The sequence below is a fragment of the Fictibacillus sp. 26RED30 genome, from assembly GCF_015903845.1.
GTDB lineage: Bacteria > Bacillota > Bacilli > Bacillales > Fictibacillaceae > Fictibacillus > Fictibacillus phosphorivorans.
Window position 1 is genome coordinate 2,213,844 of sequence record NZ_JACZDV010000001.1, and the last position, 19,519, is coordinate 2,233,362.

General features: G+C 40.7%; 21 protein-coding genes, 1 pseudogene, 1 riboswitch and 1 other annotated feature (1 of these 24 running past the window's edge). Of the genes and pseudogenes, 5 read left to right on the top strand and 17 right to left on the bottom strand.

The window, feature by feature from the left end:
- Window positions 1-198 (bottom strand) — a binding site (T-box leader) (it extends 18 nt beyond the left edge of the window).
- 220 nt (window positions 199-418) lie between these two features.
- The 5 genes from IHV11_RS11290 to IHV11_RS11310 form a co-directional block, all read right to left on the bottom strand.
- Window positions 419-1,387: a sugar phosphate isomerase/epimerase family protein gene (locus tag IHV11_RS11290; RefSeq protein WP_197127382.1), complete on the bottom strand. Its 969-nt coding sequence runs from the start codon at window positions 1,385-1,387 to the stop codon at window positions 419-421.
- Between the two features lies 1 nt (window position 1,388).
- The gene (locus IHV11_RS11295; RefSeq protein WP_197194669.1) at window positions 1,389-2,444 is read right to left on the bottom strand and encodes a Gfo/Idh/MocA family protein; all 1,056 of its coding nucleotides are present in this window, start codon (window positions 2,442-2,444) and stop codon (window positions 1,389-1,391) included.
- On the bottom strand, window positions 2,441-3,475 hold the full coding sequence (locus tag IHV11_RS11300) for a Gfo/Idh/MocA family protein (protein WP_197194670.1): 1,035 nt from the start codon (window positions 3,473-3,475) through the stop codon (window positions 2,441-2,443). The genes IHV11_RS11295 and IHV11_RS11300 overlap by 4 nt, the downstream gene beginning before the upstream one ends.
- 315 nt (window positions 3,476-3,790) lie before the next feature.
- Window positions 3,791-4,513, bottom strand: coding sequence for a ThuA domain-containing protein (locus IHV11_RS11305; protein ID WP_197194671.1), 723 nt, complete (start codon window positions 4,511-4,513; stop codon window positions 3,791-3,793).
- A gap of 88 nt (window positions 4,514-4,601) precedes the next feature.
- On the bottom strand, window positions 4,602-5,618 hold the full coding sequence (locus tag IHV11_RS11310; protein WP_197194672.1) for a LacI family DNA-binding transcriptional regulator: 1,017 nt from the start codon (window positions 5,616-5,618) through the stop codon (window positions 4,602-4,604).
- Window positions 5,619-5,772: 154 nt separating this feature from the next.
- On the opposite strand from IHV11_RS11310, the gene IHV11_RS11315 reads away from it, so the two are divergent.
- On the top strand, window positions 5,773-6,861 hold the full coding sequence (locus IHV11_RS11315) for an AI-2E family transporter (RefSeq protein ID WP_197194673.1): 1,089 nt from the start codon (window positions 5,773-5,775) through the stop codon (window positions 6,859-6,861).
- Between the two features lie 19 nt (window positions 6,862-6,880).
- Window positions 6,881-7,732: a DUF1206 domain-containing protein gene (locus IHV11_RS11320; protein WP_370568649.1), complete on the top strand. Its 852-nt coding sequence runs from the start codon at window positions 6,881-6,883 to the stop codon at window positions 7,730-7,732.
- Window positions 7,733-7,824: 92 nt separating this feature from the next.
- Here the strand turns inward: IHV11_RS11320 and IHV11_RS11325 are convergent, their stop codons facing one another.
- The 9 genes from IHV11_RS11325 to thiD all read right to left on the bottom strand — a co-directional run bounded on the left by IHV11_RS11325 (window position 7,825) and on the right by thiD (window position 14,097).
- Window positions 7,825-9,060: an MFS transporter gene (locus IHV11_RS11325; protein WP_197194674.1), complete on the bottom strand. Its 1,236-nt coding sequence runs from the start codon at window positions 9,058-9,060 to the stop codon at window positions 7,825-7,827.
- A 253-nt stretch (window positions 9,061-9,313) separates the two neighbouring features.
- Window positions 9,314-9,895, bottom strand: a complete 582-nt coding sequence (gene clpP / locus IHV11_RS11330; RefSeq protein ID WP_066392681.1) for an ATP-dependent Clp endopeptidase proteolytic subunit ClpP — start codon at window positions 9,893-9,895, stop codon at window positions 9,314-9,316.
- Between the two features lie 15 nt (window positions 9,896-9,910).
- On the bottom strand, window positions 9,911-10,120 hold the full coding sequence (locus tag IHV11_RS11335) for a hypothetical protein (protein WP_197194675.1): 210 nt from the start codon (window positions 10,118-10,120) through the stop codon (window positions 9,911-9,913).
- A complete protein-coding gene (locus tag IHV11_RS11340) occupies window positions 10,117-10,701 on the bottom strand; it encodes a winged helix-turn-helix domain-containing protein (protein ID WP_197194676.1) in 585 nt (194 codons plus the stop codon). Before IHV11_RS11340 ends, IHV11_RS11335 begins: the two co-directional genes overlap by 4 nt.
- 197 nt (window positions 10,702-10,898) lie before the next feature.
- Window positions 10,899-11,138 carry a hypothetical protein gene (locus IHV11_RS11345; RefSeq protein WP_137790017.1) on the bottom strand — a complete coding sequence of 80 codons (240 nt, stop codon included), beginning with the start codon at window positions 11,136-11,138 and terminating at the stop codon, window positions 10,899-10,901.
- A gap of 68 nt (window positions 11,139-11,206) precedes the next feature.
- Entirely contained in the window at window positions 11,207-11,719 is a 513-nt protein-coding gene (thiW, locus tag IHV11_RS11350; protein ID WP_370568671.1) for an energy coupling factor transporter S component ThiW, read from the bottom strand.
- A gap of 2 nt (window positions 11,720-11,721) precedes the next feature.
- The gene (gene thiE / locus IHV11_RS11355; RefSeq protein ID WP_197194677.1) at window positions 11,722-12,399 is read right to left on the bottom strand and encodes a thiamine phosphate synthase; all 678 of its coding nucleotides are present in this window, start codon (window positions 12,397-12,399) and stop codon (window positions 11,722-11,724) included.
- Complete coding sequence (thiM, locus tag IHV11_RS11360; RefSeq protein ID WP_231620233.1) at window positions 12,396-13,298, bottom strand: hydroxyethylthiazole kinase; 903 nt, start codon at window positions 13,296-13,298, stop codon at window positions 12,396-12,398. The genes thiE and thiM overlap by 4 nt, the downstream gene beginning before the upstream one ends.
- Window positions 13,285-14,097, bottom strand: a complete 813-nt coding sequence (gene thiD / locus IHV11_RS11365) for a bifunctional hydroxymethylpyrimidine kinase/phosphomethylpyrimidine kinase (RefSeq protein WP_186320625.1) — start codon at window positions 14,095-14,097, stop codon at window positions 13,285-13,287. The genes thiM and thiD overlap by 14 nt, the downstream gene beginning before the upstream one ends.
- Window positions 14,098-14,195: 98 nt before the next feature.
- Window positions 14,196-14,301: riboswitch (TPP riboswitch) on the bottom strand.
- 367 nt (window positions 14,302-14,668) lie between these two features.
- Between thiD and IHV11_RS11370 the strand changes: the two genes are divergently transcribed.
- Window positions 14,669-14,899: an IDEAL domain-containing protein gene (locus tag IHV11_RS11370; protein ID WP_137790020.1), complete on the top strand. Its 231-nt coding sequence runs from the start codon at window positions 14,669-14,671 to the stop codon at window positions 14,897-14,899.
- A 131-nt stretch (window positions 14,900-15,030) separates the two neighbouring features.
- Here the strand turns inward: IHV11_RS11370 and IHV11_RS11375 are convergent, their stop codons facing one another.
- Complete coding sequence (locus tag IHV11_RS11375) at window positions 15,031-15,936, bottom strand: DUF4349 domain-containing protein (RefSeq protein WP_197194678.1); 906 nt, start codon at window positions 15,934-15,936, stop codon at window positions 15,031-15,033.
- Between the two features lie 194 nt (window positions 15,937-16,130).
- Here IHV11_RS11375 and IHV11_RS11380 point away from each other — a divergent pair, with 194 nt between their 5' ends.
- Complete coding sequence (locus IHV11_RS11380) at window positions 16,131-17,159, top strand: YecA family protein (protein WP_197194679.1); 1,029 nt, start codon at window positions 16,131-16,133, stop codon at window positions 17,157-17,159.
- Between the two features lie 65 nt (window positions 17,160-17,224).
- Here the strand turns inward: IHV11_RS11380 and IHV11_RS11385 are convergent, their stop codons facing one another.
- Both IHV11_RS11385 and IHV11_RS11390 read right to left on the bottom strand, forming a co-directional pair.
- Entirely contained in the window at window positions 17,225-18,547 is a 1,323-nt protein-coding gene (locus tag IHV11_RS11385; RefSeq protein ID WP_197194680.1) for an APC family permease, read from the bottom strand.
- 155 nt (window positions 18,548-18,702) lie between these two features.
- On the bottom strand, window positions 18,703-18,876 hold the full coding sequence (locus tag IHV11_RS11390; RefSeq protein WP_197194681.1) for a hypothetical protein: 174 nt from the start codon (window positions 18,874-18,876) through the stop codon (window positions 18,703-18,705).
- A 238-nt stretch (window positions 18,877-19,114) separates the two neighbouring features.
- Between IHV11_RS11390 and IHV11_RS11395 the strand changes: the two are divergent.
- Window positions 19,115-19,498, top strand: a pseudogene (locus tag IHV11_RS11395) (DUF4097 family beta strand repeat-containing protein); the annotation flags it as partial.
- Between the last annotated feature and the right edge of the window lie 21 nt (window positions 19,499-19,519).

The following is a 19,519-nucleotide window of genomic DNA, read 5'->3' on the forward strand; positions in this document are numbered from 1 at the left end:
GGCGGTACCACCCTAATTCAAAGCTTAGCTTTACACTCTTTCATGATAACGGTATTTAACCGCTGGATATCTTATTATGGGAATAAGATACAGAACTCAGAGGCAGGTTCAATCGTTTGTCAGTAGAAGCTTTGCAGCCAAACAGCTTCCTCTCTAGAAAGACAGAATCGATTTACTAATCCTCTTCTTCGTTTTCTACTTCATATGTTTTTGAAATTATATGTGATATTGGTATGAACTGTCAAATTTTTTTTAATTAATGAGGTTCAACATTTAATTTCATAAACACTAAACCCGTATCCCATTAACTGGGATACAGGTTTTATCAGAGCTTGTGAGACTTGAATGTTAACCGCTAGAGAGTGTTCACTCCACAAATACAAATTTAGTAGATTTGTATTTGTGTGGGGTCAGACCCCTAGACCCACCACATCTCGGCTGGCTGCTCGGCGATGAGGATCGACTGCAGGTTCTTCACCGCGCGGTTGAATCCTTCGTCGATCGACATGATCGGATCTTCATGCTCGATGCTTACTACATAATCATAACCATACGTACGAAGGGCACTCATCATGTCTGACCAGTCTTGAACAGAATGACCACAGCCTACTGAACGGAAGCTCCATGCGCGGTTTTGAACAGCTCCATATGGCTGCATGTCCGTTAATCCGTACATGTTGATGTTGTCTTGATCTAAGTATGTGTCTTTTGCATGGAAGTGGTGGATTGCTCCAGCTTTTCCAAGAATTTTGATTGCTGCCACAGGATCGATGCCTTGCCACCAAAGATGGGATGGATCAAGGTTCGCACCGATTGCGTCACATGTTTCTTCACGCAGCTTCAGTAACGTATATGGAGTATGCACTAAGAAACCACCGTGAAGCTCTAAGCCAATCTTCACTCCATGTTCTTTTGCAAATTGACCCCACGTGCGCCAATACGGAATCAACTTCTCTTCCCATTGCCACTTCAACACATCGCTGTATTCATTCGGCCAAGGTGAAACAGGCCAGTTTGGATACTTTGCATTCTCAGAGTCACCCGGTACACCAGAGAAACAGTTTACCACTGGTACATTCATCAATTCAGCCAGTTCAACAGTTTTTACAAAAGTATCATGAGATTCTTTTGCAAAAGCCTCGTCTGGAGATAACGGATTACCATGACAACTGAATGCTGAAATCGTCAAACCTCGCTTTTCTACTTCATGAAGATATTGTGAACGCTTCTCTTCACTCTGAAGTAGTTCATCAAGCGGACAGTGAGCGTTTCCTGGATAGTTTCCAGTTCCAATCTCTACAGCTTGCACTCCCGCTTCTTTCACATAGTCAAGCATGTCTGTAAATGATTTTTGTGAGAACAAAACCGTAAACACACCTAATTTCATGCTACTTCACTCCTTTTTCATTTCCTAGTTGAATACCTTTTCCCATAAGACTGCTAGCATAGATCGCTTCGATTACGCGTGAAGTATTCATCGCTTCTTCAGCTTTCACAAGTGGTTCTGCTTTACCTAAACAGCTGTCCACAAAATTCTCTGCTTGAGGAAGACCGGGATCATCTTCTCCAAGAATCCAATCTGCTTTAGTTGTCGTCATCATCCCGTTTACTGCTTTGTTTACCGTAAGTGGAAAGACATCTAGCCCGCCTTTGTCACCCGAAATACGAAGCAGTTCTGCATCGTTCGGAATATTTGCCGCCCACGATGTTTCAAACAGAATTGATCCCCCATTTGCAAGACGAATATATGCCGTTACGTGGTCATCAACTTCAAACGTTTCTGCATCAAACGAACCCCATTGGTTCACTTGTTCTGCTTCACGACTCACTGTGTTATACGTTTGTCCAGTTACTTCACTCACAATCGGGTTATCTAGGAGCCAAAGCGTTAGATCCAGTAGATGACAGCCATAGTCGATCAAGCTACCGCCACCTTGAAGTTCTTTATTTGTAAATACGCCCCAACCCGGAACTTTTCTTCTTCTAAGTGCTTGTACACGAACAACAAGAGGATTACCAACTTCTCCTGCCTCCATTATTCGTTTTGCAGCCTGCGACTCTTTCATGTATCGATAGTGATAGGCGATCGATAATACTTTTCCTGATCGTTTTTCTGCTTCTACCATTTCTGCACATTCTTCAACGGTCATTGCCATCGGTTTCTCACATAAAACATGTTTGCCTGCATCTAATGCTGCAACTGTAATCTCTCTATGAAACTTGTTAGGTGTACAGATAACAACAGCATCTACATAAGGCCACATCTCTACATAACTCGTAAAATAGTTCGGTACGTGAAATTTTTCAGCAACACTTTTTGCAACATACACGTTCACATCACTAATCGCAGTAACTTCTGCTTTTTCTCCTAACTTTTGAAAAGCGGGGATATGACGGCCTTGTGCGATTCCGCCTGCCCCGATGATCCCAACTCTTAGTTTCATGCGTGAACTCCTGTTTTAACTTTTTCGATCGTTTTCTTCTCGTTTGATTCTAAAGCAGCTAGTATGACTGCCAATGAACGTTTTCCTTCTTCGCCCGTGATTAGTGGAGCTTTACCAGAGTCGACCGCTTCAATAAAATGATCTACCACATGCGAGTTAGACTGGTTATCATTCGTTTGGATCGCACCCATCTCGTAGCGTACAACATTTCCGTTCGTATATTGTGCGACTAAAGAATACTTCGGATCATCTTCTAATCGAAGGATTCCTTTTTCACCATAAATAATTGTAGAGTTATCCTCTTTTGCCGTGTAAGACCAACTAGCCGCCAATGTTCCGATAATTCCACTCTCTGTATTCAACACGCAAACAGCTGTATCATCAACGGAAGCAAACTCTTTTGCACTCGTCTCAACAAAAGCACCAACTTCAGCGATCTCTTCTCCAAGAATGTATCGAATCAAGTCTGTTTTATGAACACCAAGGTCTCCCATTGCGCCGATAAATGCTTCATCCTTTTTAAAGAACCAGCTGTTCACACCATCTACGCTCCAGCCTTCAGGTCCTGGATGCCCGAAAGCCGTTCGGAAACTGTAAATTTTCCCGATATCACCAGAGGCAATTAGCTCACGCGCTTTTTGGTGTGCCGGAACAAAGCGCTGATTATGACCAATCATTAGCGTTTTTCCGCTCTTTTCTGCTGCTGCGATCATTTCCTCTGCTTCTTGAAGCGATGTTGCCATCGGTTTTTCACATAAAACGTGCTTTCCAGCATGTAAAGCTGCAATTGAAATCGGTGCGTGAAGAAAGTTAGGCGTACAAACACTTACTGCATCAACTTCTTCAAGTGCAAGAAGATCATTATAATCCGTAAAGATCTTTCCTCCGTATACCGACTGTGTTGATTCAGCACGCTCTTTTATGATGTCACAAACAGCAACGATCTCTACGTCTCCATTAGCCGCATATTCTGGAAGGTGACGATGTTGTGCGATACTACCGCAACCGATAATTCCAACTTTAATTGTCATATTTAGTTCCTCCTTTTATTGTTAACCCTTATTAAAGATTGTTGTTTTACAGACTTTTAAATTGGCTTCATTTACACGTAGATGGGTGCGTAAGGTGTATGCCTTATGCCTGAGACTCAGATTTAAAGAAACTTCCTTGCTCGTTTGATTGTAGCGTAAGGTGCGAGACTCCTGTGGGACAAGCTGGCTGGTGAGACATTTATACGTGAAACGTACGAATGTGGCTCACCGCCTGCCCCGCGGAAAGCGAGCAACATGGAGTGGAGATCAAACACTCTCAATAACTTCATAGTTTTTCAAAAAAGGCTTTTATTTTTACTTTGCACCGATCGCTTCAAGCGGCTTAGCATTTCCGTACTTTGGCGCTTCACTGCCTGAAGGAGCTAAGAAAGATACAGCATTCGTGATTACTTTTTGTACATCTTCGTTATAATATGTCGGATACGTCTCATGTCCCGGACGGAAATAGAACACTTTTCCTTTACCACGGTTGTAAGCCGCTCCTGATCGGAATACTTCTCCTCCTTCAAACCAGCTAACAAATACTAGGTCATCTGGAGCAGGAATGTCAAAATGCTCCCCATACATCTCTTCTTTTTCAAGCTCGATGTATTCACCAAGTCCGTTTGCTATCGGATGGCTTGGATTAACAATCCAGATGCGTTCTTTTTCATCAGCTTCACGCCACTTAAGGTCACAGGATGTTCCCATCAGCTTTTTAAATATTTTTGAGAAGTGACCAGAGTGAAGAACGAGTAGACCCATTCCATCAAGAACGCGTTGATAAACTTTATTTACGATTTCATCTTCTACTTCATCATGAGCTAAGTGTCCCCACCAAACTAACACATCCGTGTTGTCTAATACTTCTTCTGTTAGCCCATGTTGAGCTTCATCAAGTGTTGCTGTGTTAACATCATGCCCTGCTTTTTCTAGAAATTCTTGAATAGCACCATGAATTCCTTTTGGATATATTTCTTTTACTACTGGATTTTTCTGTTCATGGCGGTTTTCATTCCAAACTGTAACTTTAATCATTTATAACTTCCTCCTATGTGTGTAAGCGTTTTACGTAAACGTTTACGTAAATCCCAAATAAAAATGAAGCTTTGAGGTAACCCGTTTTTTACTTGTCACGAAATTCACTGACTGATTGCCTTTCCACAATAGTAAAAGGCATATAACGGCTTTTTGCTTCTTGTTGTTCACCTTTAATCAAACTGACTAGCATTTCACCTGAGGTTTGTCCCATATCCTTTAACGGCTGAGATACAGTCGTTAGTGGCGGATAACACATCTCAGCAATCTTCAGATTATCATAACCGATGATTGATAGTTCCTCTGGCACCCTTATTCCTAACTGATGTGCAGCAGACATTGCACCAATGGCCATCTCATCACTTGCTGCGAATAGTGCCGTCATGTCAGGAAGTTTTTTTAGCAGAAGTGGCAGCGATTCTTTTCCGTTTTGAAAACGATAGCCTTCATTTTTCGTTATGTGATTGTTAGTAAATGAAAGACCATTGCTCTCAAGAGCTTTTTGAAATCCTTGCATTCTTGGTACTCCAGCAATCGGATCCTCATCGCTTCCACCGATCATGCCAATCACTTTATGACCTTTTCGAATTAAATACTCTGTAGCTTGAAAAGCTCCATCAAAATCATTTACCCGAACAAACGGAAGATCGTATTTGGATGACGCCGTAGAAACAAGGACAACAGGTACTTTCATCTCTTGAAAGATTTTATAGTACTCTTCTTTAACATCTTCTGAAGCAAAGATGATTCCATCTACTCGTTTTTCTTGCAGCAGCCTCAAATACTTCACGGTTCTCTTCCCACTTGAAGTCGTGTTGCAGACGATTACGCTAAATCCTCCGTCATGCGCCGCATTCTCTACACCTTCTAATACTTCTGACGAGAGCATTCCGGATACATCCGGAAAAAGAACCCCTATCGTCTGTGTCCGCTTGTTGATGAGCCCGCGTGCGATGGCGTTAGGCTGATAACCGAGTGCTTCAATAGATTGCTGAACTTTTTTCTTTGTTTCCTCCGAATAGCCAGGCAATCCGTTTACAATCCGAGATACTGTAGCGATTGAAACGTTTGCATGCTTGGCAACATCTTTTATTGTCGGATTCAAAACATCTCCCTGCTTTCTTGTTACGTAAACGTTTACATTTACACTTACAATCTATCAGCGCTCTTAGAAAAAGTCAATTATTTTATTATCAAAATAAGATTACGAATTACTAAAAAGGGAAAAGACTACTATTATGAAATGGAGGTCAGATTTAATGTGGTATCAGCACTCATTTTTCAAGTACGCCGCAGGCTCAGTTTTACTATTAATGATTCTTTATTTACTAGGGAAAATTGATTACCTGCTTGACTTCCTTTATCTTGTTATATCTAGCGTTTTCTTTCCTTTGTTTATCGCTGGGTTGCTTTATTATCTGCTTAGACCGGTCATACGTTTTTTAATGGAGAAAAAAGTCCCTAAGTTTGTAGCCATCATGGTAGTGATGGTTGGTTTAATCGTAGCGATATCTAGTGTTGCCATGCTAGCCGTCCCCGTTGTAGCAGATCAGCTTTCTAGTATCACTGATGATTTCCCAAAAAAGATTGGAGAAGCTACTGAAAAAACAGGTACGATGATTACTGGAAGCAAAAAATCATTCGTCGATAGCACACATATAACAAAATTAGCTACACAACGGCTTGAAAAGTTTACAAGTACCGTTTCAAAAGATGTTATTGCTCTTTTAGCCACATTGACAAACATCGCTTTAGTATTGTTAGTGGTCCCTTTTATTCTTTTTTACTTGTTGCTTGACGATAAGAAATTTTTTAATTATTTTTTAAGGTTTACTCCTCATCACATGGAGCATGATGTCGCTGCGATTGTTAGAGACATAGACTCTACCCTATCCTCCTACATAAAAGGTCAAGTTCTCGTTGCTTGGTTTGTAGGTATTTTTATGTTTGCGGGGTATCTATTGATCGGATTAAAGTTTGCCTTAGTGCTTGCTCTTTTTGCAGTTCTAACAAATGTGATTCCTTTTTTAGGACCATTTATCGGTGTATTTCCAGCTCTTTTAGTAGGTTTGATCCAAGACCCGTTTATGGCTGTAAAAGTCGCTATCGTAACGCTCGTTGTACAACAAGTAGAGGGAAATATTTTGTCTCCTCAAATCATGGGAAAACAGCTTCGTATCCATCCGCTCACCATCATCCTAGTCGTACTCATGGCAGGTGCAGCATTTGGATTTATCGGTCTGCTTTTAGCCATCCCTACTTATGCGGTATTGAAGACGATCATCAGTAACGTGTACCGAATCTACTTGTTATACAACCCACCAGAGACTAGAAGTAATCTACTCTGAAAGGAGAAACGTGTTTATCGTGAAACAGCCTTTTGTAAAAGAACCAACATTCAAAGATAAAATGAAAACTCATTATGAATCGTATCGCCCTTGGGTACATCGTTCTGCTCGTATCGGGTATCTTTCAAAAGGTATCGTTTATATCATCATCGGCATTCTAGCGCTAATCATGTCTATAGGAAAACACCCGAATGAAGCGAGTTCAAACGGAGCGCTATACACAATCGCTCAACAGCCATTCGGCCCCGCATTATTAATCGTGCTTTCCTTAGGTTTGAGTGCATTCGCTTTTTGGCAGATTGTTAAAGCTCTTTTCGATCCTGAGTGTGCAAAACACGATTGGAAAAGATGGTTTAACCGATTAAATTTTTTAATCATTGCGGGGATTTATATTGCAATGTGTATCATTTCATTACGCATATTGTTTCGTGCAAGAGCAAAATCTTCTGATGAAACTTACCAAACGCTTTCTGCACAAATGCTCTCACAGCCTTTTGGTCAACTGTTAGTCGCTATTGGAGGTATTGTTTTTGCCATAACAGGAATCGTATTTATGTTTCGAGCCTTTACACACCGATTTAAACGCGACTTAAAGAAGAATGAAATGAATAAAAAAGAATGGCGATGGAGCGGTTATATTGGAACATTTGGAATGGCTGCCCGCGGTATCGTTTTTATGATTATTGCATTCTTTCTAGTTCGTACGGCTATACTTGCTGATCCAAAAGAAACTCGGGGTTTGGATGGCGCACTCTTAGAGCTTGCGTCACAGCCGTTTGGTCCAGTGCTTCTCGCCATCGTAGCAATCGGCTTTATATCGTACGGTATTTTCATGTTCGCAAGTGCTCGATATAGACGATTGAATAACTAGATAAAGGCCCCGGTCTCATATGAGACCGTGGCCTTTGTCTTTGTGGGAAAGACATAATCGAAAAAATGTCTTTCTAGGGGGTCTGACCCGGGTCAGACCCCTGAAGACCATTTCTTAAGCGTTTTATCTTTTGGCAGCATGACAGTTAACAATCCTACTAACGGCAAGAAGCTGATCAAAAACATCGTGTTTGAGATGCTTGTAACGTCAGCGACCTTACCAAGTACTACCGATCCGAGCGCTCCCATACCAAACGCCAGACCTACGATCAAACCTGATACCATGCCTATTCTGCCTGGTACTAGTTCTTGAGCATACACGACCGTCACCGAAAAACTCGTGTTCAAAATGAAACCGATTAAGAAGAACAAAGGAATAACCGCCCACAGTCCTACGTGTGGAAGAAGGAGAGCGAGTGGAGCAGTTCCGACCATCGACCAAAAGATCATGTTTCTCTTTCCTAGCCGGTCTGCGATCGGTCCTCCAAAGAATGTTCCGAGTACACCGGAGGCCATGAAAACAAATAAATAAACTTGAGCTTGTCTAATCGTTAAACCATAATCATCGATCAAGTAAAATTGATAATAGTTTCCGATTCCAGAGAAATACCATGAACGAGCAAATACTAAAAATACGAGTAATGCCATCGCTCCTATTACTTGTTTTTTTCGCTTTCTATCAATCTTTTTCTTCTCGCCAGTTTGCTTTTGAACGCGAGGAAAATGCACGAGCTGTTTAGCATACCAGCCTGAAACATAAAACAGTACAAAAATGGCGATAGCCGCCAGTGAAGTAAACCATACAGCTCCAAACTGTCCGAGTGGGACGAATACAAGTGCCGTCATCACAGGAGCGAGCGAACTGCCTGTATTGCCTCCTACTTGATAGATGGATTGAGCTAGACCTCGGCGGTTTCCTGCTGCCATATACGCGACTCTAGAGCCCTCAGGGTGAAAGACAGCAGACCCTAAGCCGATTCCAACTACCGAGAATATGATCATGTAAAAGGAATCTGCAAACGCGATGCCTAACATACCTATTAAACTCGCCATCATACCAACAGGTAGGATATAAGGTGATGTCGTTCTATCCGTATACCAACCAATCACTGGCTGCATGATAGAAGACGTGATGTTTAAAGTAAAAGCAATCCAACCAAGCTGAGTAAATGAAAGATTCATTGATTTCTCTAAAATTGGAAAGATGGCTGGAATAACCGCCTGCATAGAGTCATTTAATAAATGCACAAAACTTATCGCAAAAAGAATAGAATAGATCGTTTTTTGTTGGTTAGAAGTATCTGTTGACTTGCCTGTGGTAGCTGACATGCTTCATTCCTTCTTTCGTTTATCTTTGCAAACTCATATACTGTTGAACAATGCAACTTACATTAGATTACCATATTCAGCCTGATCAGAACGAAATGGCATGCATCTGAAGTTCAAAATGAAACAAACACCCGTAGAGAAAATCTTAAACCAAGACGGGAAATAAATTGTTTGGGGACTGACCCCATCAGTACATAAGAAAGCCAGTCGTTGATCACGACTGGCTACCATGCACTTATCTCTCTTCTATCTCTTAGATCTTCTCGATCACTTTATCAATGATCCCGTATTTCAATGCTTCTTCTGCAGACATGAAATAATCACGGTCAGTGTCTTTTTCTACCTTCTCGATCGGTTGACCCGAACGGTCAGAGATGATCTTATTCAACAACTCACGAGTCTGCAGGATGCGCTTCGCGTGAATTGCCATATCGGATGCCTGCCCTTGTGTTCCGCCTAATGGCTGGTGTATCATCACTTCTGCGTTCGGAAGCGCGTAGCGTTTTCCTTTTGCACCAGCTACCATGAGTACAGCTCCCATTGACGCCGCCATCCCGATACAGATCGTTGAAACATCTGGTTTGATGAACTGCATCGTGTCGTAGATTGCGAGACCTGCTGTAACAGAACCTCCTGGTGAGTTGATGTAGATGGAGATATCTTTATCCGGATCTTCAGCAGCTAAGAAGAGCAATTGAGCAACGATAGAATTTGCCACGTTATCATCGATCGCACTTCCTAGCATAATAATTCTGTCTTTTAATAAACGCGAATAAATATCATAAGATCGCTCTCCACGATTTGTCGACTCTACTACCATAGGGATTAAATTCATCTGTTTTCCTCCTAGTTAGGCTGCAATTGCCATTGGGTTTGTATTTGTTTTTGGTGAAACATGTATTTTACCAAATCCTGACGTGATAAAAATGATCTTAGCCGGCTCCTGCACCGTTTCTGTTTCTTTCACCTGTACTTCCGTTTTCATAGGAATGATGTTCGCACCCTCATTTGCCACTTCAGAATTGATCGGGATAACAGTACCTTTGCTCTTCTTATTCACGTTGTGCCGCCTCCTTCAGGTTTTGGATACATCGCCATTGAAACGTGATACACTTTTGCGTTCTCTTCGTTTGGTCTGTGGTGTTTTTGTATGAGAGTGGTGAGCATATCTGCATATTCCTGTAAAAATGCATTGCGGTGTTCCATGGTAGAAAGTGCTAGTTCCATTTCTACTACTGCGCTTGGTATCTCTTCTTCCTCCGATTGCTCCATTAAAGAAATGGCATCCCGCTTCATCTTCTCTGTAAGGGATAACACATGAGCAAGAGCGGTTTGATCTTGGAGTTTTTTTATCGTATCAGAAGAGAGACCTAATGAATCTGACAATAAAAAAGAACGGCCGGCACTTACATATAGAACTTCTACAAGGTTCCTAACATTCCTTGTGCCTGCGCGAACCACAAGGCCCACTTTTTCAAGTGCTTTAAGATGATAATTAATCTTTTGAGCGGAATCGTTCATTCTTTTTGATAGCTCTGTCGCAGAACGCGGCTCTTTTAACAAACTTATGAGCTCAGATCTTACAGGATGCAATAGTGCAGCTGCTTGTTCCGGTTCTGTGACAATAAACGTCTCTGGCATTCTTTGATTCCTCTTCACTCTCATCACCTCACTTCACAATAATATATGTTCGTTACATAAAAATATTTCTTTACGTAAAATTATTTTATTACGTTCAGTATCATTTTGTCAAAGATTTGAAAAAAATATACGTTTGCCTAAAAATAAAGAAAACAGACTGATTTTCATTTCAGCCTGCTTTCTATACATTATCCTTTTTATACAAACGGTACGATTCCAAGAATGAAAAAGACCGTGGCCATTCCTGTGTTCAACCAAAACTCAGTTTTTTGATTAAAAATTTTTCGCTCAACTGCACGAAAGATAAAGATCACCATCAAGATTGAAAATAATACAGTGGGATTTTCCCAAGTCTTACCGTTATAAATAGCTAAAAGCAGTCCAAAAAACATAAGAACCATCTCTGTATACACCCAGGGTTTTGGACGTTTTTTCATCCGATCTTCCCCCTATTCAGGTTGATAGTACACATTGTACGGTATGTGAGCCTATCCGGTGCATAACTTCATAGAGCTTTTTCTTCATTCGATCCTAGCCAGTTTTTTGCCGCTGCATTTTTAAAAAGAAGACGGAAAATTAGCAACCCGATCACTCCACCAATGATGGAGCTAACCAAAAAAGGAGTGACAAAAAAGAATGCACCCGTTTTTGATCCTAAGAAAACAGTAGCAACCGGCACTGCTATAACAGCTCCTATAATTCCAGTTCCAACCCATTCCCCTATTACTGCGAACGTGTATTTTTTTCCTTTTTTATAAAGGTAACCGGCCAAAAATGCACCGATCATTCCCCCCGGAAAAGCAAGCAGAGAGCCGATTCCAATTAAGTTACGAAGCAAACCGATACTGAATGCGACGATTACCGCCGGAATGGGTCCGAGCATCACACCAGCCATCACGTTGATCGCATGCTGAACGGGAAACGCTTTTGCTACTCCAGCAGGAATATATAACAAATGTGAACAGATCGTCCCGATCGCGACTAACATAGCCATTACAGTAAGTTTTTGAACAGATATCTTCACTTCACTTCTCTTTTCGCTGTTTGAATAGCAAAAAGCAGGTTGCTTGAAGCGGAAGAAGGATCAACTGCACCACTTATTTCTGAGATTAGAGCTACACCATCCGCACCTGCCTTAATGACTTCACTCGCGTTTTGCAGCGTAATCCCGCCGATACCAACAAGCGGAATGTTCACTTGATTGCTGCGAAGTTCTGCGATTAGATCAACGCCTACAGGTTTCTTCGCATCAGGTTTTGTACTCGTCTGATAGATCGGGCCAGCACCAATATAATCGGCTCCATGTTCGATGGCATCCTTCGCCTCAGCAAGTGTGTGAGCTGACACACCTAAAAGTTTACCTTCTGTTTCTTTACGAATATACGCCAGATTACCATCTGTTTGACCAACATGAAGTCCATCCGCATCAACAGCTTTCATCAAATCTAGGTCGTCATTCACGATAAATAGCACATCATGTTTGTGGCATATTTCCTTTGCACGCTTTGCCATTTCTAACTGTTTCTTACCACTCAAGCAGTTAACACCTTTTTCACGAAACTGAAACGTGGTAATTCCACCTTGAATCGCTTGCACAAGAATACGATAAAAATCTTCTGGTGAACAGCAGTTCTTCGTCCCTGCTACATAATAGAGTGATAGATCTTGTTGTAAACGTGTCTTTGCTTGAGTTTTCATCGGTTCGCTCCCTCCTTCAACACGTGATCTTGCCAGTGGATGGATCCGTGAAATATCTCATGAGTAGATTCTAAACTATAGAGCTGATCGAGAAGGTTTTGCTGAAAGCTTCCAGGGCCTTTGGCCGTTTTCACAGCCTCTTCAGCCGCCTTAGTGAGCATCAATAGCGCAAGTGCTGTTCGTTCTAGTATCGGAAGGTCAACTTTAGCTTTTGTAACTTCTTTTTTCCGATTTCCCTGATAGAGAGCTACCATTGATGTAGCAAAGCATCCTGTCCCGGTGACATAGGAGAGCATCGGATCTCCATGAGAAAGTACGATTGCTCTTTCACCATCTGAAATAACATCTTTAGTTCCAGTCATGGCGATAAGACAGCCTGTTTGCTTCGCAGCAGCTCTAGCAAGCTTGATGAGATCCTCTTCTGAGTTAGCTAGATCACCATCTACTCCTCTGCCTTCCCATGCGCCTTCAGCCAAAAACTGCATCTCAGCAGCATTACCGCAAATTGTCAGAATTGTTTGGGGTCTGACCCCCTTCAATTCTGAATATTCAAACAATAACTTCCTTACAAGCTCTTGCCTGAATGATGATAATCCTATCCCCACTGGATCGAGGACTACTGGCACTTCTGCATGCATTGCTCTTCGTAGAGCGAGTATCATAGATTTCGCTGATGCTTCATCTAAAGTACCGATGTTTAGTACTAAAGCATCGGCCACACTTACTGCTTCTTCTACTTCACATGCGTCATGCACCATCATTGGACTTCCTCCTGCTGAGAGGACACCATTAGCTAGAAAGTTCATGGTTACGTTATTCGTTATATGATGAACGAGCGGCTTTTCTTCTCTGATCTGTGATACGAACGTTTTCCATTCTTGTATTCTAGTATTGTTCATGTGTAACCCTCCTATAAGCGAAATGATTGACCGGTCCATGACCTGAACCAACATCAATTCCATGTTCGATAGCGGTTTGTATATATTTTTTTGCACACACTATCGCATTCTCTGCTTTCTTGCCAGAGGCAAGCTCAGCTGCTATAGCCGCTGAGAACGTACACCCTGTTCCGTGTGTATTTTTTGTTTGAATCCGCTTCTCTACAAGTTCGATCATTTCAATGCCATTAAAGACAAGATCTGATACAAATTCACCATCTCCAAAGTGTCCACCTTTAACAACAACATGATCAGCACCAGCGTCAAATAAAACTCTTGCCGCCTCAATTCTAGCTTCAATGCAGTCTATCTTTATCCCTGTTAATGCTTCTGCTTCTGGAATGTTAGGTGTGATGATTTTTGCGAGTGGAAGCATGCATGTTTTCATCGCATGAAGTGCTTCTTCACCTAACAGCGTTGCGCCTCCTTTTGCGATCATGACTGGGTCAACGACTACGTTCTCCCATTGAAATTCCCTTATCATATATGCTGTTCTCTCGATATACTCACCTGAAAAAAGCATTCCTGTCTTAATGGCATCCGGCGTCAGATCAGTCCCTATTGACTTCAACTGAGCTTCTAATCCCTCTATTGCGACTGGAAATATCCCTTGGACACCTGTTGTGTTCTGAGCAGTAACTGCAGTAAGAACCGACATACCGTACACACCTAATTCTTGAAACGTTTTTAAATCAGCCTGAATGCCTGCTCCCCCGCCACTGTCTGATCCTGCGATCGTGAGGGCTTTACTAACTTTTATCAAATGTGCCATAACTTCTACCTCCTAGTTGTCTATGCAAAAAAGCCACCCGCTTATTTAGCGGGTGGCTTAAATTTTCAAATCATAAAGGAAACGATAGTTTATCCACGCCGCTTCCCTACGCCAGTATGAACTGGATCAGGTTCAAAGGGTCGAAAGTCATAACCTTCTCTCAGCTTAGAATAAGCACCCCTAGCGAAATAACAATATTGAGTTAACACAATCCTACTCATACATAAACAATAATGTCAATATTTTTTAGGTTATCGGTTTCAAAAAGTTTAACCCTCTTGAAATACGGGGAAATAATAACTAACACAGAATTACAACATAAAAAACATAGAAATAAAACATTCGTAACAAATAGTTTTTACCAGAAATAAAAATTACAATTCATTAACATTTTTCCCAGAAGGTGGTGAAAGAAAGGTACTTTAGAAGCAATAAAGAAATTTTTTCTGAATTTTCAAACAAAATGGTTGTCATTAGGCATCTTGCTCAGTATACTAGTAGAAACCTAGAAACATAAAAGGTTAATTGGATAGGGAGATAATTTAAGGAGGGAAACAGGATGAAAGACAAAAATGCTTCTTTTAACAAGAACCAAAATGAAATGGTGCAGTACAAACAACAAAAAAGAGACCCATTTGCCTTCAGCCTTATTGCCCAAATGGTACTGGATGAGGCCCTTCACAATTATTACAGAGAATATTATGAAAGAGAAATTGACAATGCCTTGGATACAAAAGATAAAGAACGATTCATGAAATTGAGCGCAGAGTACAAAGCGTTTCTCAGTTAGTGCTTTTGGGCGGCACACTCTCTAAAAAGGTGCCGTAAAAGCCAAAACACCCTTTCAGCAAACGGTGGAATCATCCGTGCTGCAGAGGGTGTTTCTGACGTCCCCGTTACTGACAGGTTAAAACCTATTTTTTAAGTCAAAGTTGTCGGTGATTCCGGCTTTTTCTTTTGCTCTTTTTTCCGTTTCAACCACCACATATAAATCACAATGACTACGATCACCCAGATCGGCGCAAGACCCAATAAACTTACTACAACAAACGAAATAGCAGACATTAAAAAGTTAACTGTATCCATAAATAGGACCTTTGTTTTTGCCCACGTATTTAAACCTTCTGTTTCAAGTGCTTTCGCATTTAAATTTTTCACTTCAAATTGTATCGTAACAGTTGAATAATCACTTTGGTTTTGTAAAAAATTCAAACGACCCTCTACCTGTTCGATCTCTTCTTGAACAGCAGCCAGATCACCCGATATCTTCAACAAATCTTCTGTTTTCTGAGCATTCTTCATGAATGCTTCAAGCCGCTCTCTTACTTGTTGTTTGGCTTTTAACCGTGAAGATAGATCAACGTATTCTTCCGTAACATCTTCTCCACGAATATTTTCGTTTGGAGTCCCCTTACTCAAACCTCGAACCTCGTCTAAGAAAGGACGAAAATTTTTCATCGGTACACGAACAACCATCACACCAGATTCATAATCTTTCTCTCCTGTACTCGTGTTCGACTCAACCATATATCCGTCCATTGTCTCTAACTTTTTCCGAACGGCTTCCATAGAGGTTTGTAATCTATCTACTGTAATCTCAAGATCAGCGTGATAGATCACTTTTCTTTGGTTCTTCATTTGTTGCTCATCTTTTCCTTTTTCAGATTCAGAACTCTGACTTTCTTCTGTAGAGGTATCCATGTTTGCTTCAGACTTGCTGCCACTATCTCGGTCTATTGCTTTATCACTCTTTGAACTGCTATCGCTGCTGCATGCACTCAACAAAAACACAGTTATGAATACCCACATTTTCCATCTCTTCCACATATCGTAATTCCCCCTTTCTCGCTTAGACGCTCTCTACAAGAAAAAGGTTTCAGTTCCCAAAAAAACCAACCTATTGAATGATTTTTTCCGAGACATTTTTGTGATAAAATAGTGTCTGATGATTTGTAGTTTGAAAAAAAACCGATTTATGCTAGTATGTACAGGATAAGTAAGTGGTTTACTGGAGGAATAGCATGTCAATGATAGGAAGAAATGATCCGTGCTATTGTGGCAGCGGAAAAAAATATAAAAAATGTTGCTTACATAAAGAAGAGCAAACACGTGAAGTATCCTTTCATCAAGAAGGACTCATCAAATATGCTCTAGAGAACTATCAGCAGGATTTAGCTGCACGTACTTCTAAGTATGTGAAAAAATACCCTGTTGCTAAAGAGCAAGAACAAACATACGCAAACATTGCCGTTTGTTGGGAGATCTTTTGCTCCGAGATTAAGGAAAACAAGACCCCTGTTCAACTTTATGTAGAAAAAGTGAAAAGTTCTGTTAAACCAGAAGTAGCTGAAATTCTAGCTGGCTGGACAACTGCTGCACCTTCACTATATAAAGTTTTAGAGCAAAAGACAGGATTCATCTTTACCGTTCAGGATATTTGGACAGAGGCGGTGTATGATGTCACGATCAATGCTGCTGAAAAGCCAAAAACAGAAAGTGCACTACTTGGAACACTCGTTTCAAACGGAATCAACCATGAGTTTTACGTTGGATATGTAGAAATGCCGATGACTGAACTTCCGCCGCTAAAAACAGCGATAGAAAAGATTCAGCCTCACCAAGATCCAAAAGTTACATTCAAGAACGAATTCCCTGCTGTTCTGCAACTCGCTTTGATCGATATTAGTGCTGGTGTACCTCAATCTCAAGTTGAGAAGAAGGAAACTGACGCTACATCTACCAAAGTTGAAAAACCAGAAGAAACAGCGGATTTTAAAGATGAAAAATACAATGCTGTAACCGAGCTCGTTAAAGCGAATGCCGAAACAGAAGTTGTAGAAGAAGCAGAAAAGCTTTGGAGTGAGTACGTTACAGAAAGCAAACCTGCTATTCGTAAAGAAGAGATTTATGCGGCTGCACTTGACTATCTCGTTTCAAAAGATATTCGAGGAATCGCTTCTACTCAAGCAGAAACAGCTAAAAAATATGGTGTCTCACCTGCTAGTCTATCCTCACGATATCGTGAGATGAAAGAACTATTAAGCGTATAAACTTTTTTTCACTAACCCGCCTGATGCCTCAGGTGGGTTTTTTCATAAAAAAAACAAGACCCTCTCTAAAAAGAGTCCTGTTTGTTATTTCGCTCTAGCCAATAATAAACGGGAAGTCCCGCAACTGTAATAAAGATAGCTGTAAAACTATCTAAAGGATCGTTGAGTATCGTTGATACTACGATGTACAAAGAGCCTAAGATCGCAAAAATAGGAACGACAGGAAATAACGGAACACTGTAGGTTCTCTTTTTATCACGATTCCGATTGCGCAGTATAAACACAGCATAAAACGCAAAAATATAAAAAATGTATACAGCAAATATCGCCATTTCTGATAGATAGTCTGGATCAGTTACGATCATCATGATGATCGCAATCACGACTTGTAAATACGTAGCAGCAATAGGTGTACCATATTTTTCACTAACCTGACTAAACGTTTTTGACATCGGAAGCTGATTTCGTTCTGCCATTGCAAAAGGAACACGTGGAATGGTTAAGATCTTACCGTTTAAACAGCCAAAAATCGATACTGCGATTCCAACTGCTATTAACTTTCCGCCTAGTGGTCCGAATAGAATCGTTGCTGCTGCTGATGCAGAATTCTCTCCTAGTCTTACGATTTCTGAAGCAGGTAAAATGTGAAACAGTGCAATGTTAACTAACAGATATGCTGCCATAACGACCAAGATTCCACCAATAATAGCTTTAGGTAACGTTTTTCCGGGATCCTTCATCTCACCTGCTACGAATCCAACCATCAACCAGCCATCATAAGCAAAAAGTGTTGCTAAAATCGCTGCACCCATTGATATTTCAACAACTGCCCCACTTGAAGCATTTAAGATCTGTTCATTTCCTTGCGTTAATCCAAAAACAATGATCAGCACGATCGGAACCAATTTTCCTATCGTAAATATATTTTGGATAAAACCTCCATACTTTGTTCCAAAGTTATTAACGACGGTGAGAAAAAGTACAGTTCCTATTCCAATCCAAGGTCCTAAGTATTCTTTCCACGAGAATAAATGAACCATTAACGAACCGAAATATAATCCTAGAGCACCGATCACCGCCGGTCCATAAATAACAGTCTGAACCCAACCACTCAAGTATCCCCAAAGCTTACCGTAAACTTCTTCCATATAGACATACAAACCACCCGTCTTTGGAATCTGCGTTGCCACTTCAGCGATCGTTAACCCGCCAGCTAACGTGATCAACCCTCCAAGAGCCCAAGCTAATAGTGCAAGGTTGGAATTTCCTGTATACTCAAGCACACTTCCAGGTTTCATAAAAATCCCTGATCCAATAACCGTTCCAATAACGATGGACATGGCTACGGAAAGCCCAATATCTTTTTTCAATGCTGTGTCTTGATTCATGTTGTGTTCACTCCCTAAAAAAACCTACAAAACAAAATGTCCATCCGAAAAAGACTAGTGTCACTTTAACACATACAGCATCAAGCTGTCACTACCTCGCTAAAAAGACAGTTAATTCAGTTTTTTGAAAGTGTGTTCTATAGAGTCAGAAAAATTCAGAGTTCCTTTCGCCGTAATAACTGTTTTTTGATAAAAGCTTTTTCGATCAGATTATTGAGCTGTCGTTCAAGTTCCATTTTTTCTTTTACATTCGATTCATGTCTTATTTTCTTCTTCAGTTCACGAATCATGAGCTTTTCTTCTGATGAAAAATGAGAAGAATGCAACAACGTAATCACCTCATTTCAGATTTGATTCACTGAACTTCCTTCTATTTATTAGGATAAGTTAATCTCACATCCATAACCTTTCATGTGTAATAAAATCTAACACTCTATTTCCAGATGTGAATTCCATTGTCACAATTTTTATAAGATGTTTACTTTTGAAAGCCAAATCTTTTTATAGTCTACTTTTAAATTTTCCAAATTCAGGCTTGAATTACTCGTTAAACTTCCCGAAGCTGAGTATAAACGACTTCAAGTAAACTCAGATACATCAGACATCAAGATGCACGCTATTAAAGCTAATAACATCCATCTTCAAACAAATCTAGGAGATATCCTTCTTGAAGATGTAACAGGTGTTGTGTCAGCAAAGTCAGACGTTGGTGATATCGACATACACCTTCTTCATATAAAGAAAGATATTATCGCTAAATCCAATCTTGGTGATATTACGATTAAAACAAAAAATGAACCCGATCAATTACGAACGGATCTTCGAAATACGATAGGTGACGAAAAGATAACGTTACCTTCTTCAAAAAATGGATCAATAGGAACAGGTGGACCACTTGTATTCCTTTCGTCAGAAGTAGGAGACCTCGCTTTAATGATGAGTAACGAATAATAAAAAGACCTCCACATTTGG